The sequence below is a fragment of the Bradyrhizobium sp. USDA 4502 genome (genome assembly GCF_054063355.1).
In genome coordinates, this window is record NZ_JBSSGF010000001.1 from 553,932 (window position 1) to 579,918 (window position 25,987).

At 61.8% G+C, this 25,987-nt stretch carries 21 protein-coding genes and 2 pseudogenes; 20 read left to right on the forward strand and 3 right to left on the reverse strand.

Annotated elements, in window-relative coordinates; all coding sequences use genetic code 11:
* Positions 1-86: 86 nt before the first annotated feature.
* Positions 87-620, reverse strand: coding sequence for a hypothetical protein (locus ACVW1B_RS02625; protein ID WP_375166986.1), 534 nt, complete (start codon positions 618-620; stop codon positions 87-89).
* Between the two features lie 682 nt (positions 621-1,302).
* Between ACVW1B_RS02625 and ACVW1B_RS02630 the strand changes: the two genes are divergently transcribed.
* The 8 genes from ACVW1B_RS02630 (at position 1,303) to ACVW1B_RS02665 (ending at position 10,162) form a co-directional block, all read left to right on the forward strand.
* Complete coding sequence (locus ACVW1B_RS02630) at positions 1,303-2,505, forward strand: cytochrome P450 (protein WP_069279842.1); 1,203 nt, start codon at positions 1,303-1,305, stop codon at positions 2,503-2,505.
* A 94-nt stretch (positions 2,506-2,599) separates the two neighbouring features.
* Positions 2,600-3,889: a cytochrome P450 gene (locus tag ACVW1B_RS02635; RefSeq protein WP_253603437.1), complete on the forward strand. Its 1,290-nt coding sequence runs from the start codon at positions 2,600-2,602 to the stop codon at positions 3,887-3,889.
* 1 nt (position 3,890) lies between these two features.
* On the forward strand, positions 3,891-4,199 hold the full coding sequence (locus tag ACVW1B_RS02640; protein WP_069279849.1) for a ferredoxin: 309 nt from the start codon (positions 3,891-3,893) through the stop codon (positions 4,197-4,199).
* Positions 4,186-5,031 carry an SDR family oxidoreductase gene (locus tag ACVW1B_RS02645; protein ID WP_069279843.1) on the forward strand — a complete coding sequence of 282 codons (846 nt, stop codon included), beginning with the start codon at positions 4,186-4,188 and terminating at the stop codon, positions 5,029-5,031. The genes ACVW1B_RS02640 and ACVW1B_RS02645 overlap by 14 nt, the downstream gene beginning before the upstream one ends.
* Positions 5,031-6,374, forward strand: a complete 1,344-nt coding sequence (locus ACVW1B_RS02650) for a cytochrome P450 (RefSeq protein WP_069279844.1) — start codon at positions 5,031-5,033, stop codon at positions 6,372-6,374. The genes ACVW1B_RS02645 and ACVW1B_RS02650 overlap by 1 nt, the downstream gene beginning before the upstream one ends.
* 124 nt (positions 6,375-6,498) lie before the next feature.
* Entirely contained in the window at positions 6,499-7,506 is a 1,008-nt protein-coding gene (locus ACVW1B_RS02655; protein ID WP_069279845.1) for a polyprenyl synthetase family protein, read from the forward strand.
* A gap of 209 nt (positions 7,507-7,715) precedes the next feature.
* Positions 7,716-9,263 (forward strand): hypothetical protein, encoded by a 1,548-nt coding sequence (locus ACVW1B_RS02660; RefSeq protein WP_253587782.1) that lies wholly within the window; start codon positions 7,716-7,718, stop codon positions 9,261-9,263.
* Positions 9,260-10,162: a terpene synthase family protein gene (locus tag ACVW1B_RS02665; RefSeq protein WP_069279847.1), complete on the forward strand. Its 903-nt coding sequence runs from the start codon at positions 9,260-9,262 to the stop codon at positions 10,160-10,162. The genes ACVW1B_RS02660 and ACVW1B_RS02665 overlap by 4 nt, the downstream gene beginning before the upstream one ends.
* Positions 10,163-10,404: 242 nt before the next feature.
* On the opposite strand, the gene ACVW1B_RS02670 is transcribed toward ACVW1B_RS02665, so the two are convergent.
* A complete protein-coding gene (locus ACVW1B_RS02670; protein ID WP_309144994.1) occupies positions 10,405-10,707 on the reverse strand; it encodes a LexA family protein in 303 nt (100 codons plus the stop codon).
* Here ACVW1B_RS02670 and ACVW1B_RS02675 point away from each other — a divergent pair.
* From ACVW1B_RS02675 to ACVW1B_RS02705, 7 genes are all read left to right on the forward strand, one after another.
* Positions 10,706-11,827 (forward strand): IS630 family transposase, encoded by a 1,122-nt coding sequence (locus ACVW1B_RS02675; protein ID WP_253587778.1) that lies wholly within the window; start codon positions 10,706-10,708, stop codon positions 11,825-11,827. The genes ACVW1B_RS02670 and ACVW1B_RS02675 overlap by 2 nt on opposite strands.
* Positions 11,828-12,830: 1,003 nt before the next feature.
* A complete protein-coding gene (locus tag ACVW1B_RS02680; RefSeq protein ID WP_253587777.1) occupies positions 12,831-13,007 on the forward strand; it encodes a hypothetical protein in 177 nt (58 codons plus the stop codon).
* 447 nt (positions 13,008-13,454) lie between these two features.
* Positions 13,455-14,282 (forward strand): type IV toxin-antitoxin system AbiEi family antitoxin domain-containing protein, encoded by an 828-nt coding sequence (locus ACVW1B_RS02685; RefSeq protein ID WP_069280036.1) that lies wholly within the window; start codon positions 13,455-13,457, stop codon positions 14,280-14,282.
* On the forward strand, positions 14,279-15,262 hold the full coding sequence (locus tag ACVW1B_RS02690) for a nucleotidyl transferase AbiEii/AbiGii toxin family protein (RefSeq protein WP_253603435.1): 984 nt from the start codon (positions 14,279-14,281) through the stop codon (positions 15,260-15,262). The genes ACVW1B_RS02685 and ACVW1B_RS02690 overlap by 4 nt, the downstream gene beginning before the upstream one ends.
* A gap of 434 nt (positions 15,263-15,696) precedes the next feature.
* The gene (locus ACVW1B_RS02695; RefSeq protein ID WP_253603433.1) at positions 15,697-16,158 is read left to right on the forward strand and encodes a hypothetical protein; all 462 of its coding nucleotides are present in this window, start codon (positions 15,697-15,699) and stop codon (positions 16,156-16,158) included.
* 19 nt (positions 16,159-16,177) lie between these two features.
* On the forward strand, positions 16,178-16,909 hold the full coding sequence (locus tag ACVW1B_RS02700) for a hypothetical protein (RefSeq protein ID WP_253603430.1): 732 nt from the start codon (positions 16,178-16,180) through the stop codon (positions 16,907-16,909).
* Between the two features lie 130 nt (positions 16,910-17,039).
* A complete protein-coding gene (locus tag ACVW1B_RS02705; protein WP_253603427.1) occupies positions 17,040-17,714 on the forward strand; it encodes a hypothetical protein in 675 nt (224 codons plus the stop codon).
* Positions 17,715-17,862: 148 nt separating this feature from the next.
* On the opposite strand, the gene ACVW1B_RS02710 is transcribed toward ACVW1B_RS02705, so the two are convergent.
* Positions 17,863-18,732: a LysR family transcriptional regulator gene (locus tag ACVW1B_RS02710; protein WP_256558523.1), complete on the reverse strand. Its 870-nt coding sequence runs from the start codon at positions 18,730-18,732 to the stop codon at positions 17,863-17,865.
* A 745-nt stretch (positions 18,733-19,477) separates the two neighbouring features.
* Between ACVW1B_RS02710 and ACVW1B_RS02715 the strand changes: the two genes are divergently transcribed.
* The 5 genes and pseudogenes from ACVW1B_RS02715 to nolL form a co-directional block, all read left to right on the forward strand.
* Positions 19,478-20,776, forward strand: a complete 1,299-nt coding sequence (locus ACVW1B_RS02715) for a glycoside hydrolase family 28 protein (protein WP_253603424.1) — start codon at positions 19,478-19,480, stop codon at positions 20,774-20,776.
* Positions 20,777-21,011: 235 nt separating this feature from the next.
* Positions 21,012-22,003, forward strand: a pseudogene (locus ACVW1B_RS02720) (pectinesterase family protein).
* A 32-nt stretch (positions 22,004-22,035) separates the two neighbouring features.
* A complete protein-coding gene (locus tag ACVW1B_RS02725; RefSeq protein WP_253587770.1) occupies positions 22,036-22,278 on the forward strand; it encodes a hypothetical protein in 243 nt (80 codons plus the stop codon).
* A gap of 58 nt (positions 22,279-22,336) precedes the next feature.
* A complete protein-coding gene (locus ACVW1B_RS02730) occupies positions 22,337-24,592 on the forward strand; it encodes a hypothetical protein (protein WP_253603422.1) in 2,256 nt (751 codons plus the stop codon).
* Between the two features lie 508 nt (positions 24,593-25,100).
* A pseudogene (gene nolL, locus ACVW1B_RS02735) lies at positions 25,101-25,985 on the forward strand (nodulation factor fucose acetyltransferase NolL); the annotation flags it as partial.
* Positions 25,986-25,987: the final 2 nt, after the last annotated feature.

The following is a 25,987-nucleotide window of genomic DNA, read 5'->3' on the forward strand; positions in this document are numbered from 1 at the left end:
CACCAACAACATCGAAATCGTACTAGACCCGATGTTCGCCCCTGAGGTGACGGGCGGCCCGCCCCGCGGCAAGCTCCTATCGAGGGTTACGCCGGATGGTCCGGCGCCGAGCCGCAAGCATGGGCAGCGGGCCTGATGAACGATAGCATTTTCGTGGGCTGGATGTGCACAAGGCGACGATTTCGGTTGCGGTGGCCGAAGGGATGCGCGGCGGGGAAGTTCGTAACTTGGAGAGCATCCCCAATCGCGCCAATCAGATCGACAAGCTGGCGAAGAAGCTTGGCAAGGATGACCGGCAGGTAAGTTTTGCTACGAAGCCGGTCCCTGCGGATATGGCCTGCATCGACAACTGACGGGACTGGGGGCACAACTGCATCGTGGTGGCCCCCGATCCCGATGAAGGCCGGGATCGGGATAAAACCGACCGGCGCGACGCGGCGATGATGCCGAAGCGGCTGGGCGCCTTGCGGTCGGGAAAATTCTCGGCCGCATGCGTCATCCAACCCAGCCGAGATGCCGGAGAGGCGGGCTTCATTTCCCGTATAACTACCGCCGACACCGGAGTGGTTTCCGGCGAACCACACCTGCTGCAGCCAATCCGGATGCTTGATATCGCGCAAGGCCCGCCCCGCACATTCAGCTCGAGAGCGGGCCTTTGTCGGGCACTTGCTGCGCCGGTTGTCGGCATTGAGACTCAATGCCAGAAACCTGACACTACGCGCCACTAGAAAGTGCCAGCTGAGCCTGCGAATTCAGCTCGGCACGCGATTTGCTCTGTTCTTGGCATCATCACCAATCACAGTGTGATGGTCTTCGGGACGGACACGGTGCGCGTCGCTGTTCGCGTTTGGTCTGTTCCGACGGTTTGCTATGGCGATGACTTGGCGTTCGGTTGTGGACCGAGAAAATGCAGGGAAGCGTTGGATGCGGTCTAGAGTTCTTCCTTTGGGAGCCACAGTGAAACTGCGACCGGAAGTGTGCGACTGGTCCGGAGGCAATATTGGCGGACAAGTCGGTGGCGGGTACCTCGAGCCTCCTTCACCAATCCCTACGGTCAGTCGATCTATGGCGATGCCGACAGGTTCGATATCATGCGGCGGCACAACATGCACCTGTCGTTCGGCTAGGGGCGCATTTCTGCCTGAGCGGTGCGCTGGCGCGCCTGGAATTGCGATGCGTCTTCCTCGCGCCGCTCGTGCTGCTGGAGGATCTGTCGCTGACGATCGCCGCGAAGGACTTCGTCTACGGCGGCGTCTGCCGGTCACCTTCCGCCCTTCCATCGCTTAGAGAGTGAAGTCCACCATGTCTGAACCATCCCTGCCGACGCTGCCGATGTGGCGCGTCGATCACATCGCGCCCTCGCCCGAGATGTTGGCGCTGTGCGCCAACGGTCCGATCCACCGCGTGCGCTTCCCGTCCGGACACGAAGGCTGGTGGGTGACAGGCTATGACGAGGCTAAGGCGGTGCTGTCCGACGCGGCGTTCCGGCCCGCGGGAATGCCGCCGGTGGCATTCACCCCGGATTCGGTGATTCTCGGTTCGCCGGGTTGGCTGGTCTCGCACGAGGGCGACGAGCATGCCCGGTTACGCCGGATCGTGGCCCCGGCCTTCAGCAACCGCAGGCTGACGCTGCTGGCGCAGCAGGTCGAGGCGATCGCCGCGCAATTGTTCGAGACGCTGGCGGCGCAGCCCCAGCCCGCCGACCTGCGACGCCACCTCTCCTTTCCGCTTCCGGCCATGGTCATCAGCGCCCTGATTGGCGTCCTTTACGAGGATCACGCCTTTTTCGCCAACCTGTCCGACGAGGTGATGACGCACCAGCATGAAAGCGGCCCGCGCAGCGCGTCGCGCCTGGCTTGGGAGGAACTGCGCGCCTACATTCGCGGCAAGATGCGGGACAAGCGCCAGTATCCGGGCGACAACCTGCTGACGGATCTGCTCGCGGCGGTCGACCAAGGCAAGGCGAGCGAGGAAGAGGCTCTCGGCCTCGCGGCCGGCATGCTGGTGGCGGGACACGAGAGCACCGCTGCGCAGATCGAATTCGGCCTGCTGGCCATGTTCCGCCATCCGCAACAGCGCGAACGCCTGGTCGGCGATCCATCCCTGGTGGACAAGGCAGTGGAGGAAATCCTGCGCATGTACCCGCCAGGTGCCGGCTGGGACGGCATCATGCGCTATCCGAGGACCGATGTGACCATCGCGGGCGTGCATATTCCCGCGGAGAGCAAGGTACTGGTCGGCCTGCCGTCGACGTCGTTCGATCTGCGCCATTTCGACGACCCGGAAATCTTCGACATCGGACGCGACGAGCAGCCGCACCTGGCGTTCTCCTGCGGGCCGCACGCCTGCATCGGCGCGGCGCTGGCCAGGCTGGAACTCAAGGTGGTGTTCGGTTCGATCTTCCAGCGCTTTCCCGCGCTACGCCTGGCCGTGGCGCCCGAAGAACTGCGGTTGCGCAAGGAGATCATCACTGGCGGGTTCGAGGAGTTGCCGGTGCTCTGGTGATGCAGGGAGGCCGCCGGGGATCGCGATCTTGTTTCGCAATTGCCGGCGCGCCTGGCACGCGCCGGTCAGATCAGCCGGCCAACAGGTAATCAAGATGGACGTGCAAGAAACCACGGCAGCATGCCGCGACGCCTTTGCCGAACTGGCTTCGCCAGCGTGCATCCACGACCCGTATCCGTTCATGCGGTGGTTGCGCGAGCACGATCCAGTGCATCGCGCGGCGTCAGGCCTCTTTCTGTTGAGCTGCCATGCCGACATCTGCTGGGCGCTCGAGGCCACGGGCGATGCGTTTCGGGGACCGGCGCCGGGCGAACTGGCGCGCTATTTCCCGCGTGCCGCGACCAGCCTGTCGCTCAATCTGCTGGCGTCCACGCTGGCGATGAAGGACCCGCCGACCCATACGCGTCTGCGCAGGCTGATCTCGCGCGACTTCACCATCGGCCAGATCGACAAGCTGCGGCCGAGCATCGCGCGCATCGTCGCAGCGCGCCTGGACGGCGTGGCGCCCGCGCTGGAGCGCGGGGAGGCGGTGGACCTGCATCGGGAATTCGCGCTGGCCTTGCCCATGCTGGTCTTCGCCGGACTGTTCGGCATGCCCCAGGACGACGTGTTCGCCCTCTCCGCCAGCGTCGGCGCCATTCTGGAAGGCCTGAGCCCGCACGCCAGCGATCCCCAGCTGACCGCGGCGGACGCGGCCAGCGCCAAGGTGCAGGCCTACTTCGGTGATCTCATACAACGCAAGCGCACCGATCCCCGCCGCGACATCGTGTCGATGCTGGTCGGCGCACACGACGACGATGCCGACACATTGTCGGATGCGGAGCTCATCAGCATGCTGTGGGGCATGCTGCTGGGCGGGTTCGCCACCACTGCTGCGACCATCGACCATGCGATCCTGGCGATGCTGGCGTATCCCGAACAGCGGCACTGGCTGCAGAAAGACGCCGTGGGGGTGAAGGCCTTCGTCGAGGAAGTCCTGCGCTGCGATGCGCCCGCCATGTTCAGCTCCATTCCGCGTATCGCCCAGCATGACATCGAATTGCGCGGCGTGGTGATCCCGAAGAACGCGGATGTGCGCGTGCTGATCGCGTCCGGCAATCGCGACCCCGACGCCTTCCCCGATCCCGATCGCTTCGATCCCGCGCGGTTCTACGGTACCAGTCCAGGCATGTCGAGCGACGGGAAGATCATGCTGAGCTTCGGCCACGGCATTCACTTCTGTCTCGGTGCGCAACTGGCCCGGGTGCAGTTGGCCGAGAGCCTGCCGCGGATCCAGGCGCGCTTCCCCACGCTGGCATTGGCCGGGCAGCCGACCAGGGAGCCCTCCGCGTTCCTCAAGACGTTCCGCGCGCTGCCGGTGCGGCTGCATGCGCAGGCGGACTGAGATGCGCGTCGTGGTCGACCAGGATCTATGCGGAACCACCGGGCAGTGCGCACTGACGCTGCCGGGGACCTTTCGCCAGCGCGAACCGGACGGCGTGGCCGAAGTGTGCGTGACGACCGTCCCGCAGGCGCTGCACGCCGCCGTGCGGCTCGCGGCCAGCCAGTGCCCGGTCGCCGCCATTCGGCTCATCGAACGCGACGCTGGTGACGACGAGAGCGCCAACGCCGACCCTGCGCCTTCACAGGCGGAGGCCGAGCGGCATGCCGCGAAAGACCAACGCAATCCAGGGAGACACGATGGGACGGTTTGAAGGCAAGGTGGCCGTAGTGACCGGCGCCGGCGCCGGTATCGGCAAGGCGTGCGCCATCGCTATCGCGCGCGAGGGCGGCAGCGTGGTGGTAGCCGACATTGATGGCTCGGCGGCCATCGCCTGCACCGCAAAGATCGCGGCCGAAGCGGGCCACGCGCTGGCCTTCGCCATGGACATCGCCGATGCGCAGGCGGTGGCAGCGCTGTTCGCGACGGCGGAGCGGCACTTCGGTGGGGTCGACCTGCTGGTGAACAACGCGAGCGCCATGGATCTGACGCCGCGCGACCGCGCGATCCTCGACTTGGACCTGGCGGTTTGGGATCAGACCATGGCGACCAATCTTCGCGGCACGCTGCTCTGCTGCCGGCAGGCCGTCCCGCGGATGATCGCCCGTGGCGGTGGCGCGATTATCAACATGTCGTCGTGCCAGGGGCTTAGCGGTGACACCGCACTGACAGCCTACGCCGCGTCGAAAGCGGCGATGAACATGCTGTCGGCCTCGCTTGCTACCCAGTACGGTCATGCGCAGATCCGCTGCAACGCGGTTGCTCCGGGTCTCATCATGACCGATCGTCTCCTCGCCAAACTGGACGAGTGCACGCAATGGCATCTGCGCCAGCACCAGCTCCTGCCGCGCGTCGGCCGCCCCGACGACGTGGCCGCGCTGGTGGCGTTCCTGCTCTCCGACGATGCTGCGTTCATTACTGGCCAGGTCGTGTGCATCGACGGCGGCATGCTGGCGCATGTGCCGACGTACGCCGATGGGGGCAACAGCCGCGCCGCGCGGCCTTCCGGCAAGACAGCCGAAGCGGACGCGTCCCGGCGCTGCTGATGGACATGCTGCTCAACCCGCTGAACCGTCGGCATCGGCTGCGGCACGACATCCCGGTCGTGTCCGGCGCTTTCCCCATGATCGGGCATCTTCCCGCGATCGTCTGCAACCTGCCGCGCCTGCTGCGGCACGCGGAACGGACTCTGGGCAGCCACTTCTGGTTGGATTTCGGCCCTGTCGGACAGATGATGACCTGGTTGGATCCGGATGCGTTCGGACTGCTCCGGCACAAGGACGTGACCTCGGCGCTGATTGAAGAAATCGCGCCCGAACTGTTCCGCGGAACGTTGGTCGCACAGGACGGCGGCGCGCACCGGCAGGCACGCGATGCGATCCAGGCGGCGTTCCTGCCAACGGGACTGACCGAGGCCAGCATCGGCGACCTGTTAGCGCCCATCATCGAGGCGCGAGTGCAGGCGTGGCGCGACCGCGGCGAGGTAGCCATCCTACGCGAAACCGGCGACCTGATGCTCAAGCTCATCTTCAGCCTTATGGGTATCCCCACGCAGGAGCTGCCAGGATGGCATCGCAAGTACCAGCAACTGCTACAGTTGATCATAGCGCCCCCGCTCGACCTGCCCGGGCTGCCCTTGCGGCGCGGCCGCGCCGCCCGCGACTGGATCGACGCGCGGTTGCGCGAGTTCGTCCGCGCCGCGCGCGAACACGCCGCGCGCACCGGGTTGATCAACGACATGGTGAGCGCCTTTGATCGCAGCGACGATGTGCTCTCCGATGACGTCCTGGTTGCCAATATCCGCTTGCTGCTGCTTGGTGGTCACGACACCACCGCCTCGACGATGGCATGGATGGTGATCGAGCTGGCGCGGCAGCCTCTCGTGTGGGACGCCCTGGTCGAGGAGGCGCAACGTGTGGGCGCGGTACCGACCCGGCACGCCGACCTAGCGCAGTGTCCGGTCGCCGAGGCGCTGTTCCGCGAGACGCTGCGCCTGCATCCGCCGGCGCCGCTCCTGGTGCGCCGCGCACTGCGTGAATTGCGACTCGGCCAACGGCGCATTCCCGCGGGCACCGATCTGTGCATTCCGCTGCTGCATTTCTCGACCTCGGCGCGGCTGCACGAGGCGCCCGATCAGTTCCGCTTGGCGAGGTGGCTGCAACGCTCCGAGCCGATCCGGCCGACGGACATGCTGCAGTTCGGTACCGGCCCACACGTCTGCATGGGCTACCATTTGGCATGGCTGGAACTGGTGCAGTTCTCCATTGCCTTGGCGCTGACCATGCACAAGGCCGGAGTGCGGCCGCGGTTGCTGAGCGCCGTCGAAAAAGGCCGGCGCTACTACCCGACCGCACATCCGTCCATGACTAGCCGCATCGCATTCTCATGAGCTGGCGTTGCAGGACCCGGCAGCAGCGCCAGCGACGCGCGCATTACTGCAGCAGCGCGCTTCCGTGCGACGCCGGCAATACCGCCGCGGCTCGGCGTGGCTATCTCCTGTCAGGTACGCGGACATGAACAACAAGCAGACCGATTCCACGCTACAGGATCGCCGAGCTGGCGTTTCCGCCCTCGGCGCGTTGGACCCGCAGGCGCCCGGTGCATCCGGCAGACTGCTGCCGGAGATCTGGATGCAGGACGGCGCAAAGCGGGTCGAACAGGCGCTGGCCGGTCTTCTCTGCGCCGAAGACGACGGTGAGACCGAACTGATGGCGGCGATGCGCTACGCCACCTTGCAAGGCGGCAAGCGCATCCGCGCCTTGCTCTGTCTGGCTGCCGGCGAACTGGCCGACGCGCCGGCGCACGCGCTGGACGACATCGGTGCCGCCATCGAGATGATGCACGCCTGTACCCTGGTGCACGACGACCTGCCCGCGATGGACGATGACGTGCTTCGCCGCGGCCTTCCGACCGTGCACATCAAGTACGGCGAAGCCACTGCTATCCTGGTCGGTGATGCGCTGCAGGCGCACGCCTTCCTGACCCTGGCGAGTCTGGATGCGCCGCCCGACAAGCGCATCGCGCTCGTGCGCGAACTGGCGCAGGCCGTGTCCGCCGAGGGGGCCGCAGGCGGGCAGGCCATGGACCTGTCGCTCGTTGGAAAGCACGTCGCGCTGGACAGGGTCCTGGCGATGCACCGGATGAAGAGCGGAGCGCTGGTGCGCGCCTCCGTTCGCATGGGCGCGCTATGCGCCATAGCAGAGGATGCCGCCCACGCTGCGCTGTACCATGCGCTCGATCGCTACAGCGCCTGTTTCGGGCTGGCCTTGCAGGTGATCGATGACATTCTCGACGCGACAGCGGATATCGCGACGCTGGGCAAGACTCCTGGCAAGGATGCAGCGGCGCAGAAGCCGACCTGTGCGTCGATCATGGGGCTAAAGGCAGCGCGCCAGTTCGTACCGGACCTGTTGCGCGATGCCGGGGAGGCCATCGCCGCGCTGGGGCCGCGTTCGGAACGGCTAGCGCAAATGCTGCAGCGGGCCGATGCGTATCTGTTCAAGCACGCGCCATGCGCATAAGCGCCCGCTCGCATGGAGCGGCACCTTTGCCGCTGCGATCGGCCGGCGGCAGCGGTGCATGCTGCACCGTGTCTGAGTCCGAGATCGCTATTCTTCGCCAAGCACGGGCGTCCACGGAGGCGCTGTGCAAGCCTAGGCGGCCCTTTGGCTACGGGCCGCATCTGCCGGATCCTGGCTTTCGTCGACCGTCTGCAGAAGGAATATCCTGCGTGAACGCGCTGTCCGAACAGATCCTTTCCGAATTGCGCCACCTGCTGTGCGAGATGACCGATGGCGGCAGCGTCGGCCCGTCCGTCTACGACACGGCGCGAGCTCTGCAGTTCCACGGCAACGTCGCCTGTCGGCAGCACGCATACGCGTGGCTCATCGCGCAGCAACAGGGCGATGGCGGATGGGGAAGCGCGGACTTCCCGCTGTTCCGCCATGCGCCCACCTGGGCGGCGTTGCTGGCATTGCAGCGGGCCGATCATCTTCCCGGCGCTGCCGACGCAGTCCAGGCCGCGATCCGATTCCTCCAGCGCCAGCCCGATCCCTACGCGCATGCGGTGCCGGAAGATGCGCCGATCGGCGCGGAGCTGATCCTGCCGCAGTTATGCGACGAGGCCGCATCCTTGCCGGGCGGCGTGGCGTTTCCGCGCCACCCCGCTCTGTTGCCGTTGCGGCAAGCGCGCCTGGTCAAGCTTGGGGCAATGGCGAGGCTGCCGAGCGGCCATCCGTTGCTGCACTCCTGGGAAGCCTGGGGGAGGTCGCCGACCACCGCATGCCCGGATCAGGACGGCAGCATCGGCATCAGTCCGACAGCGACCGCCGCGTGGCGTGCGCACGCCGTGATACAGGGGAGCACGCCGCAGGTCGGGCGCGCCGACGCGTATCTGCAGGCGGCATCGCGGGCGACGCGCAGCGGCATCGAAGGTGTCGTTCCCAACGTCTGGCCGATCAATGTTTTCGAGCCATGCTGGTCGCTGTACACGCTGCATCTGGCTGGGCTGTTCGCGCATCCCGCGCTCGCCGAGGCTGTGCGCGTCATCGTCGCGCAGCTCGACGCCCGCCTGGACGCGCGCGGTCTGGGGCCGGCCCTGCACTTCGCGGCCGATGCGGACGACACCGCCGTTGCCTTGTGCGTCCTGCGCCTTGCAGGCCGCGACCCAGCCGTCGATGCGTTGCGCCATTTCGAAACCGGCGAGCTGTTCGTCACCTTCCCCGGCGAGCGCAATGCCTCGGTGTCGACCAACATCCATGCCCTGCACGCGTTGCGACTGTCGGGAAAGCCCGCCCTCGGCACCAGCGCCTACGTCGAAGCCAATCGCAACCGGCACGGTCTATGGGACAACGAAAAATGGCACGTTTCGTGGCTGTATCCCACCGCGCATGCGGCCGCTGCGCTGGCGCAAGGCAAGCCTTGGCGTGACGAGCGCGCGTTGGCGGCGCTGCTGCAGACGCAGCGCGACGATGGCGGCTGGGGCGCCGGTCGCGCGTCCACATTCGAGGAAACTGCCTACGCGTTGTTCGCGTTGTCCGTAATGGACGGGAGCGAAGAGCCGACAGGGCGCCGGCGCATCGCGCAGACGGTGGCGCGTGCGCTGGAGTGGATGCTCGCCCGCTATGCGGCGCGTGCATTGCCGCAGACGCCGCTTTGGATCGGCAAGGAACTGTATTGCCCCACCCGCGTCGTGCGCGTTGCCGAACTCGCCGGCTTGTTGCTGGCGCTTCGTTGGGGGCAGCGCGTCCTGACCGAGGAAGCAGGAGCGGCGCAATGATGAAGACAGCCCGCGCGCTGCAGCAGGTGCTGGAGTGGGGGCGTTCCCTGACCGCCTTCGCCGACGAGCATGCCGTGGAAGCGGTCAGGGGTGGCCAGTACATTTTGCAGCGCATCCAGGCGAACCTGCGCGACACCAGCGCCCGCACCGGCCGCGATCCGCAGGACGAAACGCTGATCGTGGCGTTCTATCGCGAACTGGCGCTGCTGTTCTGGCTCGACGATTGCAACGACCTTGGCCTGATCGCGCCGGAGCAGCTCGCCGCGGTAGAGCAGGCGCTGGGGCAGGGCGTGCCGTGCGCGCTCCCCGGATTCGAGGGCTGCGCCGTGCTGCGCGCTTCGCTGGCCGCGCTCGCCTACGATCCTCGCGACTATGCTCAACTTCTCGTCGATACCCGGCGCTACTGCGCGGCGCTGCGCGCCGGACACGCGCAGGCGGCAGGGGCGGAACGCTGGTCCTACGCCGAGTACCTGCACAACGGCATCGATTCGATCGCTTACGCGAACGTGTTCTGCTGCCTGTCGTTGCTTTGGGGGCTGGACATGGCCACCTTGCGCGCGCGTCCGGCGTTTCGCCAAGTCCTGCGGCTCATCTCCGTGATAGGGCGCTTGCAGAACGATCTGCACGGACGCGACAAGGACAGGTCGGCCGGCGAGGCCGACAACGCGGCGATCCTGCTGCTGCAGCGTTTTCCGGCTATGCCTGTGATGGAGTTCCTCAACGACGAACTGGCCGGCCATACGCGCATGCTGCACCGGGTGATGGCGGAAGAACGCTTTCCCGCGCCGTGGGGACCGTTGATCGAGGCCACGGCGGCCATCCGTGCGCAGTACTACCAGACTTCGACCAGACGCTACCGCAGCGACGCTGCGGGGGGAGGCCAGCGTGCACCTGCCTGAAACGCGCGGGAGGTGGCTGCGCGCTGCTGTCGCTCCGATCCGGCGCAACGCCGCAGTCCCGATGCGACGGATGGAGGCAGCATGAGCCGAGACCGCCCTGGAGCCGGCGCAAAGATGACCATCCGGACCTCATGCTGATCGGCGAACAGCGCCGGCCAGGTTCGCCTTCGGCTGATAGCACATCTGGTTCGGTGCTATCCTAGCGGCTCTGCACAGTGATTTTGACGGGTTGCGTCTGGCGGTCAGAGTAGCTCCGGCAGGTGTTTTGGATCAACGAGGACCTCGATACTGCGAGGGGTCCTTGGCTGCCGTCTGATGAGGCCCTCCCGTTCCAGCGTCAGCACCATCTGGTGAACCGAGGGCGGGCTAACGCGGAAGTATTCCCGCATGTCGGTTTCGGCCGGGGGTCTGCGGTGCAGGCGCGTGTAGAGGTGGATGAAGGCCAGGTACTGCCCCTGTGTGGGCGTGAAGGGTTTTGCCGAAGGACTCACGCCGGCCATCCGATTCAGTTGTTGGTGCGTGCCTCGAACACGGAGGCATGCCATGAATGTACGCTATCGGGTCGACCTCAGCCAAATCGAGCGCACGGAACTCAAGGCGCTGCTCAGCGGCGGCAAGCATGCGTCCCGTAAGCTCAAGCGCGCGCAGATTTTGCTGGCTGCCGACACCGGCGGCAGCGATGAGGAGATCGCGCGGAGCGTCGGCGTGGGCGGCTCGACCGTGTACCGGACCAAGCGCCGCTTCGTGGAAGGCAATCTGGAGCGGGCGCTGAGCGATGAGCCGCGGCCCGGAGCGGAGCGCAAACTCACGGTCAAGGAAGAAGCCTTGTTGGTGGCGACGGCCTGCGCCAGTCCGCCAGAAGGCCGGGCCCGCTGGACGCTTGAGCTGCTGGCAGGTGCGATGGTCAAGCTCACCGAACACAAGAGCCTGTCGCATGAGACGGTTCGGCGGCGCCTGGCCGAAAATGGCCTCAAGCCCTGGCGCAGGGACATGTGGTGCATTCCGCAGATCGACGGCGAATACGTCGCCCGTATGGAGGACGTGCTCGACCTCTACGCCGAGGCGCCAGATCCCAAGCGGCCGGTGGTGTGCTTCGACGAAAGCCCGGTGCAGCTCATCGGCGAGGCGCGTCAACCGATTCCGGCCGAGCCCGGCCAGCTCGAACGTTACGATTACGAGTACCGTCGCAACGGCACGGTCAATCTCTTCGTATTCCTCGACGTGCATCGTCCCTGGCGCAAGGTCAAAGTCACTGAGCGGCGCGCGGCTGAAGACTATGCCTCCTGCATGCGCGACCTCGTCGACATCCATTATCCCGACGCCGAGATCATCCGGGTCGTCCAGGATAATTTATCGACCCACTCCGCCGGCGCCCTGTATCAGGCCTTCCCGCCCGCCGAAGCCAGGCGGATTTTGCGGCGGCTCGAGTTCCACTACACGCCCAAGCACGCAAGCTGGCTCAACATGGTCGAGATCGAGATCGGCGTCCTGCGGGGCCAGTGCCTCAATCGCAGAATCGACGCCCCCAAGCGGTTGCGCCGCGAAATCGCCGCTTGGGAACGGAAGCGAAATGCCGCCCGCTCTCGCATCAAATGGATGTTCATAACAGACAAGGCCCGCACCAAAATGGGCCGCGCCTATCCCGCGACTTCCAAAGAGTCATAATCACTGTGCAGAGCCACTAGTTAGGACACTCGGAAGAACAAATTAGGACAACCCGGAAAACACCGGGCAGACGCGGTTCACGGAATCTGCAATTCCTACTGACATTTCATCACGGAATAATTTTGGAGAGTTCCATGCCGGCAGGATCATGGTCCGCTGAGGAAGAGCAAAAGCTGTTGCAGTTGATCCGGGAGACCGCGCTAACGCAGCGCGAGATCGCGCAGAAGATCGGCCGTACCGAAGCGGCCGTCGTGGCTCGGCTGACGATAATTAGAAGGCGGTCCACGGAGCTGAATTAGGACCGGGGACCTTGCGGAACCATTCGGGAAAAGTGGCATAGGCCTATGCAAGGTCCGGAGGTTGTCGCGGCAACTACTCACCGTACCATGTGGCGCGGTTCATTCGCGTGGTTGCCGCTAGGGGCGTTCAATCACGCCGCCACTCATGACGAGTGAGGTCGCTTAATCGCGACCTCCCTCAATCACAGTGAAGTTGCGCGTTACTAGGACAGGCCGGTTCGGCTCCAGCGGCAACACCGCATCCAGCAAATCCCCGATAGTCCACACGCGCTCAGCAATACCAAGCGCGACTGCTGGCGTAGTGCGCAACGCCTCATGTACGGCAGAGATTATAGTGAGCCACGTACAGTCTCACGGCTGCGGCATGGTGATCTAGTTTCTTTGAGAAGCCGTTGGTGACCCTCACAGAAAAACCGCCCCCATATTGAAAGAGGCCGCCAACTGAGGCGTCTCGATCTCACATGAATATTGCAAACGCAGCGATAGCAATTGGGCACAGTCCCAGCACCACAATGGTCGCCCTACAAAGTAGGTCATTTGGTCATGACACAACCCCTGCGTGGGGTTGAAGTCTAACTCCGGATATTCGGCAAACCAAAGTGCAGTTTGTGCCACGCTAGGAAATTTATCGCGCGCTAATTGGCCGCCAACCGAGGCGGCCTTTACTCTCCCAGTTCTCTGAGGATGCGGTCCCGGTGCTAAACGTGCAGTACCTGGCACGAGTAAAAGTTATCGAGCAGTTTCTTAGCTTCCTTCAGGTCGTGACCATGACCGGCGAGCCGCTCTATACGTTCCTCTTGCTCGGCAATGTGTCTCTCGCCTTGCGCAACGTGCCGTTCCGCTTGCTCCAAATGTTGAACCTGCATTTCGCGATGCGCTGATTGAAGGTGGTCGGGCATGGCCGCGCTCCATCACCTATGCAGGGGGGAGCGCTCTCAGTCTCTCAGCCACCGACGCCTACGGGCAGAGCCTCGGTCGGTGATAGCGATAGCGTATCACGTTCCGTTTCCCCTGGTTCGTTCTCCAAGATTAAATCCTGTAATCTGGATCAAAGGCCGGACATGGGCAGAACATCGATCGGGCGGCTTAGTAGTCCTACCGAGAACAACGGCCAAGCTACAGTTTCCGTCGCCTAATCCGAACTAGGACACTCTCAAATTCAATCTAGGACACCGGGACTTAAGTACGGACAGCACCTCCGGTTCGAACTCCGCCGCGCTTATTGTTGTAGAGTTTAGGGTATTATATACCTTAAATCATGCATTGAAATGCACTTTTCCTTGCGCGTTGTAATATCTGGGGTATAATATACCCTAAGGAGCGCACCGATGGTTGGACCGAAAGGGAAGGTTGAAAGGTTTCTATCTTCACATCCGGTCTTCACCCGGACCGAGTTCCGCGAAACCGTATCTCCCGGCCAGCCACTCTCGTCGTCCGACTCATTGCTTAAGTACCACGCCGCCTCAGGACGAATACGCCACGTCGCGCCAGGTGTGTATGCTTTCGTCCCGCCGCACCTGAATCCAGCGAACTTCCATCCCGACCGGATTTTGGTCGCATCGCGCATACGCGCCGATGGTGTCGTCGCGTACCACACCGCACTCGAACTGCACGGGCTCGCCTATTCGGAAAGGTCTCAGACCCAACTCCTCAGCGGAGGTCGCCCGGGCGAGATAAAAACGCTCGTTGGTCCCGTCAGGTTCGTCGCGCAACCCGCCTCGCTGCGCCGTCGCTCCGAGGAAATGTCTGGCACGATCACGATGGATCGCCGCGGTCTCGACGTTATCGCGACCGGCGTCGAGCGAACACTCGTCGACTGCATTGATCGCCCGGACCTGACCGGCGGCGTCGAGGAACTCGCAAACGCGCTCCACAGCGTCAAGGCGTTCGACGTTGGCAAATTCGCGAAGTTCGCGCTCGGTCGCGACAACCAGACGCTCGTCGGCGTGTGCGGTGCCTGGCTTGAGAGCCGGAAAGACGATCTCTTCGTCGACAAGCAGGTACTAGACGAACTGAAGCGTGCCGCCCCGCCGGCACCGCGGCCCGCGCTGGGAAGCGACGCCAAAGGCCATGCGATTGAAGCCTGGAACGTCGTCCTGCCTTCGGATTTCCTCAACCCGTCCTTCGAAGGGATGTCACCGGAGATGATGCCGTGATCTCGCTCGAACGCCTCGAAAAGATTGCCACCGATGTCTCGTTCCAACCGGCCTCGATCGAGCGCGTCATCCGGTTGATCGACGTGCTCCACCAGATCGCGAATGACCGCGAGCTCGGGAAGCTGCTCGCACTCAAAGGCGGCACCGCGCTCAACTTGTTCTATCTCGCACTCGACCGGCTTTCCGTCGACAACGATCTGAACTACGTCGGTGCCGCGGATAGAGAAGCCATGCTGCGGGATTCCAAGATCATCAACACGCGCCTTCCCGCGCTCCTGCAGAGCAAGGGTTACGAAATCGGCCGCGATCCTTCCGGTCAACACGCCGGCGGCAAGTGGCGCTTCAGGTACATCTCGGCCTATCGGCGGCCAGGCACGCTGGAAGTGGACGTGAACTATCTCTTCCGGACGCCGTTCTTCGGCTGGGAGAGGATGAATTCCGCAAAGCTTGGCGACTACGAAGCGAGGAATGTCGGCGTAGTCGACCTCCACGAAATCGCCGCCGGCAAGATCGTTGCCCTGGTGGCCCGGCGGGCTTCGCGCGATCTCTACGACGCCTGGAGGCTACTGCAGAGCGATAACATCGATTGGGCCCAAGTTAAGGTCGGAGCGCTTGCGATCGGCGCCGCATCCCGAGATCTGGATTGGCGCACGGTGTCGCTAAAGGACTACAAATACGATCTCAACGACCTGAACAACAAGCTGCTGTCCGTGGTCAAGAACGGCATGTTCGAGGCGGAGGGCAGCCCCAATAAGTGGTGCGACCGGATCCTAGCGGAATGTCAAGAAAGACTGGCGCCGCTCTTCAAGCACAATGACAGGGAGCTGGCCTTCCTCGACGCGCTCTACGACCGCGGAAGCATCGAAGTCGATACGCTTCCTGTAAACGACGATGTAAAAAAACGCATCGAAGCCTTTCCTGCGCTCCGTTGGAAAGCGCAACATGTCGCGCAGAACTTGGGCCGGAAGCCCGCCACCTGACCAACGAGTCGAGACGCGAACGTCACGTAAAGCCAGCAGCGTGTCCACTATGCGATAGAGGACATTCAACTCGGTCTCTGTTGGCAGTTCCGAACCGATCTGGTCCAAGGACGTGCAAGCGGATGCCGACATCCTCTGAGGGGCTGCCGATGAGGACGCCATCGCCCTCCTGCCGGAGCAAGGGATCCGTTTCCAAGTGGACGACCCGCGCGACTAAAATTCGTGTGCCGGCGGTCTGCGTTATGCGCGATCATTAAATGTCGAAACGTCGCGACGAGAAATTGCTGCGGCTCATATCGCTGCTGTATGCGTGATAAGCGATGCTCGTTCGGCGCCACTAATCGCCGAACGCCAACTATCAGTACCGCCCCGAGACCTAGCGTCTTATGTGATCTTGGACCTCAACGAATATCCTTTCGGCCGAATTCGAAAATATGAACATTTTCATCCTAAAACGAGCTCTTTCAACAATTGCTGAAATAATGACACGTCATGGAATCAGCACGATGGAATATTTTATGGTTGAGAGGTTCCGTTGGGCGCGGGCTTCCGTCTCGCTTCAACGTGCCCGCTATCAACGATCGCATCGCGATAGTGGTCAAATGGTTGATCGAGCCGGAACTGAAATCTATCTTCCTGCCGGACTCATAAGGTTGCAGGCTGGGAAAATCGGCTCTGGACGCCGTGGGCGTCACGTGTCAGCGGCGCTGGAACGCCTGAAAGAGCATACCTCTCGCAACGATCTCTCCGGCATCAGGCTTGTCAATTTGGTCGCCATGTTGCCCGCGCTCCTGATCGCGGCCATTGCTCGGCTTGCGGCGACCAACGATAGAGCGGGCGACGAATGCCACTTGGCACAAACCACGGCTCCGTCAGGTTCTCGAAAGCTTAAGTGACTGTGGACGTGAGGCAAGCGTGGACCCGCACGATCGTCACCTATCCAGTGTGGCAGCGTCTTCACCGGTACAACAAGACGTCTCGGGAGATCTGCGGCCGGAACAAGAGGTCTTTGAACGGCAATTGCAAGCGGCGGGATCGGCCGTTACGGCGATGCTCGACCGGCGGCCCGGCCGTAAACCTCCTCCCAACGTGTCTATCGAGGATCGCGACTACATTTACGCTGTCGTCAAGGGCACTGCCAAACGCCGGAACCTCTCATCGGAGACGGCCGAGAAATATACCCAGATGCTCTACAAGGCGGCGAATTATCTCGGGGAGCGCGGCCAGTCGCTCAAAGGGAGTGATGATGTTGCCTTGAACCACCTCTCCAGTTCGGTCTTCAAGACGAACAAGCATGTGGGTATTGCGTTGCGGGCCCTTCAAAAACATCGTGGCGGTTCATCTGCTAGCAGACGTGCCCCGGACGCCCCAGATGGTGCCATTGTTACTGGGCGCATACCTACTGCTTCGACCGAGGCTGACAGGCCGCTCATTGAAAGCATCATAGCGGATGGCATCAAGAGCAAGCATTGGGCTTCGACCACTGTCCAGCACCATGATTCGATTCTCCGAAAATTGTCGAACAGCCTTGGGACCCGAGACATGACGCTTGCTGGGACCAGTGATGGTGCGCTGTTCGATTACGTTCAGGAAGTTTTCCCTAAAAATTGGAAAAGAATGACTGCTTCGCTGGGGGTCGCTTCGTGAGTATCGGGAGGCGAATGCCTCAGGAGCTTCGGAGCAAGGGTCTTTGGCGGCAAGCGGGCTTCAACAGGCTGGGGGTGAGGCTAGTGCGCCGCCGACATTAGATGTCGTACCAGAGGAGCTTCGGCAGTGGTTGGATGATGAAGCAGACGAACCGCTTATCATGGCGGACAATCCAGAGCTTTTGCGGCGGCAACAGGAACTTCGCCAACTGATTGGAGATCAACGGTCTCCGCAGCCGATTGCCGGCGATCCGGACGAGCTGAATTTCGATCCTGAGGACTTCACTGGCCGCCCGGCGAAGCTGAGGCGACTGCTGAATGATGAATCAACGCACTCGCCGGTGTCCGCAAGCCGAGAGGAGCTTCAAAGATTGCATCAGGAGCTTCAGGATCGGCGCGACGATCAAATCACCAGCCGGCCCATCTTCATCGATCCATGGGAGTTCACTTTCGATCCGAAGCAGTTTCCTCCTGGCGAGCTTCGACGACTGCTGGAGGACGAACCGATCACGTCAGGGGCGGATCAGGTCAGCCGCCAATTGCCCCCTGTCCAGCTGAACTTAGAGGAGGTTATCTACGATCCCGAACAGTTCCCTCCAGGGGAGCTTTGGCAACTGCTGGATGATGAACCCGCGCAATTGGAGGCGGATCCGCTGGACAGCCAAGTGGTCGCCTCTATCGATCGAGGGGATTTCGCTTTCGATCCGGAGCCGTTTCCCTCATTGGAATTCCAACGCTTGCTCCGTGACGAACCTGCCGATTTGGAGGCTGATGATGTGCTGCGCCGGTTGCCAACCGATAGCTAGAGCACGATGAGAGCATGCTGCGGACGGCGACGTGTCAAGCAAACTATGTCAATGGAATCCGACAAGTTGTCCGTGTGTATTGGGAACGATGGTCGATTCCGACCTGAGGTCGATCCGTGGCCGAGATCTCTAGCGATCGACGAAGTTGTTACCGAACGAGTATACTGGGTTGATACTGTTGGTCGTCGAATATTCGCTTCACCCTCTGCACAAGCTTGGCCGCAACTTCCTTTCGTAGCCCCGGCCTTGCACAAATGACAGCCCTGAGATCAGGCAATGCTGGTAAGTAGTATTCTGGCGATTGAACTAAATCGTCCGGCACGCAGAACGTAGGCAATGCAGTCAAGCCCAAGCCAAGTCGCACGGCTGACAATCTCACCAAGTGGTCAGTGGTGTGAAGAACAATCCTGTAAGCGGATCCCATCCTATCCAGTGGACCGATCATCCAATCGTGGTCAGGAAGCGTTACGATCGGAATAGGAGTACCCGGACGGAGAACGAATTCGTGCGAGCGAACCCAGGTGGCCGGAAATGCCCGTTGTTCAAGGACAATTTTTGAAAGATCGGAATCTACGTCCGTAGCGAAAATGCAGGCTACGTCTATGTAGCCCTCGATCAAGCCCTTGCGGATCGTGCTGGAGTGATCCGCGCAAATGAAGAGATCCGAAAAGTCATCGCTGCCGGCTCGTTCTAAAAGTCCTTGAGCAAAGAAATTGCTGAGGCCAACCCGATGTACGGTAGCGTTGCCATGACCAGCGAGCCTTAACATCTGATCGTTGGCCTCGAGTATTATGCGGGCCTGTCGGAGGACGAGTTCGCCAAGGCTGGTGACGGTTGTGCCGTTGGGCGTTTTGACAAACAGTTGCCCGCCAATCAATCCTTGCAAGCGTTTTACTTGAGCGGTCACCGCAGGCTGACTAAGCCCGAGCTTGCTCGCGGCTTTGGTCAAGCTGCCCGTCTCAGAAATGGCTACAACGGTACGAATTGACTCAATTGGAAGGTTTAGCGCTCGTAGCATTATTCCGCACAAGAATCACGAACTTGCATTGGTTCTATCATTGTAGTCGCAATATCACACCGCAGCCAAAGCGCTATCCAAAATTCGGCCAGTGCGGCTAACGGTGCAAAAGATCATCCGTACAAAGCGTACAGACCTTAGGGGGGCCACCGCCGCACGGCAACGTGTCGTATCAGTTGCGCTCAGCGGTGGGCATCCGCTCGGTTCGTCGCACCTGAAAGCAACTTCTCTCTGAGCTGCTCGCTCGGAGGCATTCGATAAATTTTTGACCTGGCAACCAGTTTCATTGACGTCGATCACACCGCGCGCAATAGACAGTCTCGTGTTCCGGGTCCTAGCGACGGGGATTGCCTGAAATTATCTCTTTTAGAAGTGTTGCCGACAACGCTGTTCGATCTCGGACAAATGCAGTGCCGGGGCTCGGTTATTCAATCACGAGCATAGCCATTGAGCGGCCTGATTGCTTCGCGTTCCTTTCAGGGACCTGAGTTTTCCAGAGCTCACGGCGCCTCCTCCCTTGGTTTATTATTGGCCCTCGCTCACGAAGCGACACCTGACATGGTGCTTCGACTCTGCCTCGGTGCGTCAAGAGGTGCAGTCTTGCTGACAATAGTGAGGCCCACGCTCTCCTTTGCGGTCTTATAAATGTCATCTTGCGCGGGCCAGTGAGAGCAAGCGGCTGGCCGATCGGCCGACGCTCAACCCAGGTCAGACAATCACGCGAAGAGGCAAAGAGACGAGGTCGATGACAAAGCCTTTTCGTGAATGGGTCCTATTGTTCACCGTCGCCTTCATGGTTCTCTGCTCCGAAGCAGAAGCGCAAGATCGCCGCACCGTCACTGAGCCTGTTGCACCTCGCACGGTCTGTGACCGCCCGGTGCCGTCCGGCAAGAACGACACGGTCAGGCTGCAAGATGCCATCGACAATTGCCCCGCCGGTGCTGCGGTTTATCTGGGGCGTGGCGAGTTCCGGTCGGGCTCGCTCCAGATGAAATCGGGCGTGACCTTATGGATCGGACGCGGTGCAACGCTTTTCGCGATCCCCGAACCGGCTGCTTACGACAAGGGCCGCGGACAGTGTGGGCGGATCGGGGCTAAGGGCGACGGTTGCCGGCCGTTCATTAGTTTCTCCAAGACACGCGGCGGCGGCATCTATGGCGACGGCATCATCGATGGCCAGGGCGGTGCACCCATGGTCGGCAACGCTGAATCCTGGTGGCAACTGGCCCGCCGGGCGCAAGCCGAGGGTGGCAACCAAAACGCCCCGCGTTTGATCCAGATCGATCATGCGCAGGACATCACGGTGTCTGGCGTCACCTTGCGCAATGCGCCCAATTTTCATGTCGCGATGAACCGGGTCGAAGGTGCCACGTTCTGGGGCCTCACGATCGATGCACCGGCCGATGCCCGCAATACCGACGGCATCGACCCCGGCGCCAGCCAGGACGTGACCATCACCCGCAGCTTCATCCGCACCGGTGACGATAACGTGGCCATCAAGGCCGGCGACAATGGCCCCGCCCGCCACATCTCCGTGACTGACAATTATTTCGGCTGGGGGCACGGGATGTCGATCGGCAGCGAAGTGAATTCCGGTGCCAGCGACATCCTGGTGCGCAACCTGACCCTGGACGGAACGACATCTGGACTGCGCATCAAGAGCGATGTCAGTCGCGGCGGCCTGGTCGAGCGAGTGACTTATGAGAACGTATGTCTGCGGGGTAACCGATGGCCGGTCGCGTTCGACACGAAATACGATCCACGTGCCCAAGGCATGAGAATTCCGGTCTATCGCCAGATTGTTCTGCGCCATGTGCATGGCGAAAATGGTGCGCTGCTGATGCGTGGAGTCGACGATAGGCACGCCCTTGATGTGGTGCTCGAGGATGTTCGGTTTGCCGACACCGCTACCTGGCAGCTCGAGCATGCCAATGTGACGGCCGATCATTCTGACGTGTCGCCGCCTCTGCCCGGGCGAGCCACAGGACAGCTGTCGCGCGGATGGGAGGGATGTGCCAGAGCATTCCGCGACCGTATTGAGTAAGTGCATGCCGAACCTTTAGGCCGGTCAGATCTCCCTTTGATGCGGCTTTGAGTTCCTGGAATAAAAGGCTACGACGCTGACGCCTCATGGCGGACGACCGACGGGGTTTGGCGCGGTCGGACATTTCCGTTAGTCGCGCGCGAGTTCCGGATCGGTGAGGAAACGTATTGACCAGACTCAGCTGCCGTATCGCCGCGGCACTTTGTACCGACTGCATGGAGCGTGCAGCGCGCCAATGCGAGTTTCTGTGCTGTTCGCTGCGGTTCTGGCCGGATATGTCTGCATCTCGACGGCCCATGCTCAGCCACTTTTGGTCTCGCGTGCCGAGAGGGCGGCCTATCACTCCGTTCAAGCAGCCATCGACGCATTACCGGCCCAAGGCGGGGATATCCAAATCGCGCCCGGCATTTACCGCGAGAAGGTCAAGGTCTCTAAATCTGGCGTTCATATTAGGGGCTCCGGCAAGAGGCCGGACGATACGGTCATTGTGTATGGCGACGGGGCGATCAATGTCGGAGGAACCGCTCATTCTGCGACGCTGGACGCCTCCGGTGATGATTTCCGGCTCGATAATCTCACGATCCAAAACGACTACGCGCTGAATCCGGCCAATTCATCTTCGCAGGCGGTGGCGCTGTCGGTTACCGTAGACAGGGACGTTATCACCCGCGTCCGCCTGCTCGGTGCCCAGGACACCCTGTTTGCCAGCAAGGGGCCGAACGGCCGAATGTCGCGGCAATACTTCCGGAGCTGCTACATCGAGGGGCATGTCGATTTCATATTTGGGAATGCCAAGGCCTATTTCCGGCAGGTGAGTTACACGGCTTGGCCAATCAAGCGGTCGTGTATACCGCACAGAGCAAGGGCACGCCGGACGAGGACAGCGCCTATGTTTTCGACCATTGCAGGCTGACTGCCGATCCCGCCGCGGGCTATGTTGCGCTTGGCCGGCCTTGGCGCCCTTACGCTACAGTGATTTTCCTGTCGACGAAGATGGATGCACCGGTCATGGCGGAAGGCTGGCGCGAATGGACTCCGGGCCAAACCAATAAACTGAGGGCCGCCAACTATGCCGAATACAAATCTTCCGGCATCGGGGCCAATCCCGCAGGCCGTGAGCCTCACTCTCATCAACTGACCGATAGCGAAGCCGCGAAATGGTCGCTCGGCGCGTTCTTCGGAGATGCCACAGATTGGCTGTCCGGCTACCACCAAGATAGGACATAAAGACACGTTCTCGAAGAAGGCGTTTTGACGCCATGACGCCGTCCCAGCATGGACGACGGCGACGTAAGCTTTTGTTGGATTCGAGCGGACTATCCGCGGCGGCTGAACAGCAGGCAGGCTGCGATGCCACAGCAGGCAGGCTTTATGTTGCATCTTTCAGAAGAACCTACGCGATCGCGACTGCTTGGGGCGAGACGTTGATCTCGTCAGCTTTTCGAAAGCTTGCGGCCGCACAGATCGCGGATCTGATTGTCGCCGAAACTGCTGCCGCCTGACCGGAGTTCGAACTTCGGCCGGCTTGTGCAGGACCTCTACCATTGGAAGGAAAGCAGGATGGATCCAGTCGACCCATTCTTCGATTCAGGAGCCTGGATGGAGCAGTACGCCGCCCAACAGGAGCGGGCAGGGCAACGAAGGGGCAACGCAGGCCAGCAAGGCAACTTTGAGCGGCAGATGGCGGATTTGCAGCTCGATTCATCTGACGCGAGCTATGTACCCTCAGCTTCACAAGATCGGGCTCCTGCGAGAGGCGGTCGGGCGGTCCGGCGGGACGATTTCGGCGGCTCGATGCGGATACCACCGCATGCCGCTCTTAGGGACAGCGCGCTCGGCGGGACTCGCCGCATCGTCGACATTCCCCGTATTCAACTCGGAGCCTCGGCGCAACTGCCGCAGTTCAGTCTGCAGGATGATCTGTTCAGCAGTGCGCGCTGCTCTATGCCGGATTCGGAGTCCGCGGTTCAGGCCAAGAGTGGCAAAAGCCGCGGACTATGGTCGCGCTTCAAGTCGGGAGTGGGCAAAGCCCTCGGGGGGAGCAGCAGCGAAAAGTCGTCGCGTAAGGAGACGCAGCCTGAGGTCTTCTCAACGAAATTTCGAGTGGATCATGCCAGGCAGCCGGGCCGGGCTCGCGGAGGGCCAGTCCCTGCGGCGGACGAGACGCTCATAACGGATTTCAGAAACAGAGCGGCCGGCAACCTGAGCGATGGCACCATCAAGAATGCGGCAGCCGATCTGCGCCATTTGAGCGCGCGCCTGAGTGCGAACGGCAGGCCATCGATAGCCGATCGAATTCGCCGCGAATTGGAAAACGCGCAACTGGAAAATCCGGAGGTGGAAAACTATCAGCTGGAAGCTGAGCTTGATGCAGATGTGGAGACGTATGCAAATGACCGCGGCAGGCGCATCAAGGCGGCCTTGAAAAAGCTCCGGGAGGTCGGTGCCGGAAACACCTTGTTCGCCGACATCCGCCGTCTGGAACCTTATCCTGCGGACGCAACACTCATCCGCATGTGGGCCGCAGCGGAAAGGGCGACAGGCAGGGTCGAGCCGGAGACAGCCGATCGTCAGGCGCGTCGCCTTTCGAGGCTGAGTGACTGGCTGCGATCGCACCACAGGCCCGCGATGGCTGACCGGCTCTTCACCCCAGAGCTCGCACAGGACGTCGAGGCGTACAAGCAAGAAACCCAGGACAGTAAAATCAACCCCGATTTGCTCAGGCTTGGGCGCTACCAGCAAATCCTTGAGGCGAACAGGGCGCTCGGATTGGATCCTGAGGACGGTGGGCAGCCTGCTGGCGAAGGCGCTGCACACGCGCACTTGCCGCAGGAACTGCCGGCGACGCCTGCCACGCCGAGCGCGGGAGCTTGGGATTGGCTCGGCGAGCAGATCCACGGACCGAGCTCATCACTGCCAGCGCCGTACCACATTTCGCAGGCCGGTCCCTCGCAGCAGCGTCCCTTAATGCCAGCCTCCCCCAGCGGTGCTGCGTGGGATTGGACGAGCGAGCAGGCCCACGGACCAGCCTCATCGGCGCCTCGCTGGGCTCCACAGCCGGATCTACCGCTCGGGCTTCCTGCAACTCCAGCCAGCTTGAGCCAAGGCGCTTGGGATTGGCTCGGGCAACATATGCAAGAAGGTGGGTCACCGTCGTCCGTCAGGCCTCGGTCGTCAAACATCTACAGCGGTCTCAATCCCCTGATTGATCTGGATCCGCCTACACCGCATGACTTGCGTGACGATGCACGTTCAGTGCCGGCACCCGAATTTGGCGGAACGCCCTCGTTCGCTGGACCCTCGGGGGCCGTGCAGGGACTGCGGGACATTGGGGCCATCGTTGGGCCGGACTGGCGCCACGGCTCCCAGGCGGCTGAAGACGTCTTGGTTGACGTCCTGGGCAACATCAATCTGCTGCCAAACCAGTTCGGGCCAAGTCAGTTTATGATCAACGATGAGCGCTACTCGGCCACGTTCGGACCAGGAGGGCGCCGGGATGTCCGCCTGATCCATCACCCGCGCGCAAGCCAGCTAAACCAACCCGGGCCATCCGAGCTGCTCCATCAGCCCCCGCAGATGGTCGGAGCCAGTCAGCCTCGTGAAGGTGCGGTGGACCTTGGGTATCTGATCCGCGGCGGATGGGAGCATCGCGAACGGTTCCTTCCGCCCTACCTTGTGCGCGTCCTCGAGGGCCAGCGCATCATGCCGGAGGCCGGACGCCCGACCTATTTCGACATCCGCGGCGTGCCTTACCGGGGCGAGTTGGTCGAAAGCGAGGGGCGCCGGCGCGTTCGCATTCATCCTGAGCTTGGCTGAGGGACGTAGGTCGGCTGCAAATCTCAGGCCCGGGCGGGCTCTGCGCGCGCGTTCAACAGCACGGCCTATCATTGGAAGTAGGGAAGGGGCATGGCCGGAGCAGTCCAGCCGCCCCTTTCAGAATCAATCAAGCTCGGTGGATTTTGTGCTCCATCTCTCAGGCTTTCACAAATCGCCCGCCAATCAATCAGTCGCTCAATAAGCGCAACAGTTCGAACCTATTCGTGCTCGACGCCCACAGCGCGGAGCGCAGACGATCGCAATCGCAAAAAGAATGTGGGGGAGCTCGCCAACAATACGAGTTTGCCGACAGCCTATCCGCGATGGCCAAGCCGAACTTCTCTGAGAGACGTTGACATCCTTCATGCTCGGGCCGGGCGTTTGCCGCAATTAAGGGTCCTTGCAGTACGTTGCAATCAGCCAGCTATCCGAGCGCAGCCTCCAGTTGGCAATTGCCTCCACGACCATCGCTTGGATCGAACTCCCTGGAGCAAAGCCGCAGCGGCCAATGATTCATGCATCGCTAAATGTAACCCGATCGGCTGTGCCTGGCACGCCAGAGGAAAACGATCGCGATCTTGCCTTGGATTTCGCCAAGGGAGTGCTGATCGTGTTGGTGATCGTCGGTCACCTGATCCAATACATCCTTTACCGAGGTGAAGGCTTCTGGGATTCGCTATGCTTCAAATGGATCTACATGTTCCACATGCCTCTCTTTATGGCGATAAGTGGATACCTCTCTTGCCGCGCTCTGTTGCGAAAGTCGTTGACGCAATCCGTCGGCGATCGGGCGACGCAGCTCTTGCTGCCCATGCTGTTTTGGTACGCTCTCCGGAGATAGCAAAGGTTGCCGTGCTTCCCGGCGCACCTGACGCAACAGGCGAGATTCTGCTGTTTCTAAATGATGTCGCCGGCGCATACTGGTTTATCTGGGCAGCGTTCGTTTGTTTTCTTCTCGTAAAAATTCTTTCGATCTTCGATCGTTGCTCGCCCTTGACCCTATTCGTATCAGTCGTACTGGTCGTGCTTGCGCCTCTGACATTCTCCATATTTCATCTCATAAAGTACACTTACCCGTTCTTCTGCCTGGGCTTCTCAGCTGCGCAATCGAGAGACTGGTGGGCGAGCAACGCGATCTTACAGGCTGCTCTGGACCGTGACTCTGTCCATAGTGGCGCTGGTATGTTTTCTAGCTTGGCGCAAAGACACTTACGTCTACAACAATCTCGCCCTGGTCCAAGATATGCAGTCGGCGAAGAATGTGCTTCTGATGTTTTTCGGCTCTGCAGAGGCTTCGGCGCTCATGATTGAGTTTTTCCTCCAATGCGGGAGATTTGGCCGCTCAAACCCAGTGGTCCGCTTTATCGCCGTGGAAATAGGACAGAGCACACTAGG

Coding starts and splice junctions, on each gene's coding strand:
- ACVW1B_RS02630 (WP_069279842.1), top strand. CDS start 1,303: ATGTCTGAACCATCCCTGCCGACGCTGCCGATGTGGCGCGTCGATCAC.
- ACVW1B_RS02640 (WP_069279849.1), top strand. CDS start 3,891: ATGCGCGTCGTGGTCGACCAGGATCTATGCGGAACCACCGGGCAGTGC.
- ACVW1B_RS02650 (WP_069279844.1), top strand. CDS start 5,031: ATGGACATGCTGCTCAACCCGCTGAACCGTCGGCATCGGCTGCGGCAC.
- ACVW1B_RS02675 (WP_253587778.1), top strand. CDS start 10,706: ATGAATGTACGCTATCGGGTCGACCTCAGCCAAATCGAGCGCACGGAA.
- ACVW1B_RS02725 (WP_253587770.1), top strand. CDS start 22,036: ATGACGCCGTCCCAGCATGGACGACGGCGACGTAAGCTTTTGTTGGAT.
- ACVW1B_RS02685 (WP_069280036.1), top strand. CDS start 13,455: ATGGTTGGACCGAAAGGGAAGGTTGAAAGGTTTCTATCTTCACATCCG.
- ACVW1B_RS02710 (WP_256558523.1), bottom strand. CDS start 18,732: ATGCTACGAGCGCTAAACCTTCCAATTGAGTCAATTCGTACCGTTGTA.
- ACVW1B_RS02645 (WP_069279843.1), top strand. CDS start 4,186: ATGGGACGGTTTGAAGGCAAGGTGGCCGTAGTGACCGGCGCCGGCGCC.
- ACVW1B_RS02665 (WP_069279847.1), top strand. CDS start 9,260: ATGATGAAGACAGCCCGCGCGCTGCAGCAGGTGCTGGAGTGGGGGCGT.
- ACVW1B_RS02715 (WP_253603424.1), top strand. CDS start 19,478: ATGACAAAGCCTTTTCGTGAATGGGTCCTATTGTTCACCGTCGCCTTC.
- ACVW1B_RS02655 (WP_069279845.1), top strand. CDS start 6,499: ATGAACAACAAGCAGACCGATTCCACGCTACAGGATCGCCGAGCTGGC.
- ACVW1B_RS02695 (WP_253603433.1), top strand. CDS start 15,697: ATGAACATTTTCATCCTAAAACGAGCTCTTTCAACAATTGCTGAAATA.
- ACVW1B_RS02730 (WP_253603422.1), top strand. CDS start 22,337: ATGGATCCAGTCGACCCATTCTTCGATTCAGGAGCCTGGATGGAGCAG.
- ACVW1B_RS02635 (WP_253603437.1), top strand. CDS start 2,600: ATGGACGTGCAAGAAACCACGGCAGCATGCCGCGACGCCTTTGCCGAA.
- ACVW1B_RS02670 (WP_309144994.1), bottom strand. CDS start 10,707: ATGGCATGCCTCCGTGTTCGAGGCACGCACCAACAACTGAATCGGATG.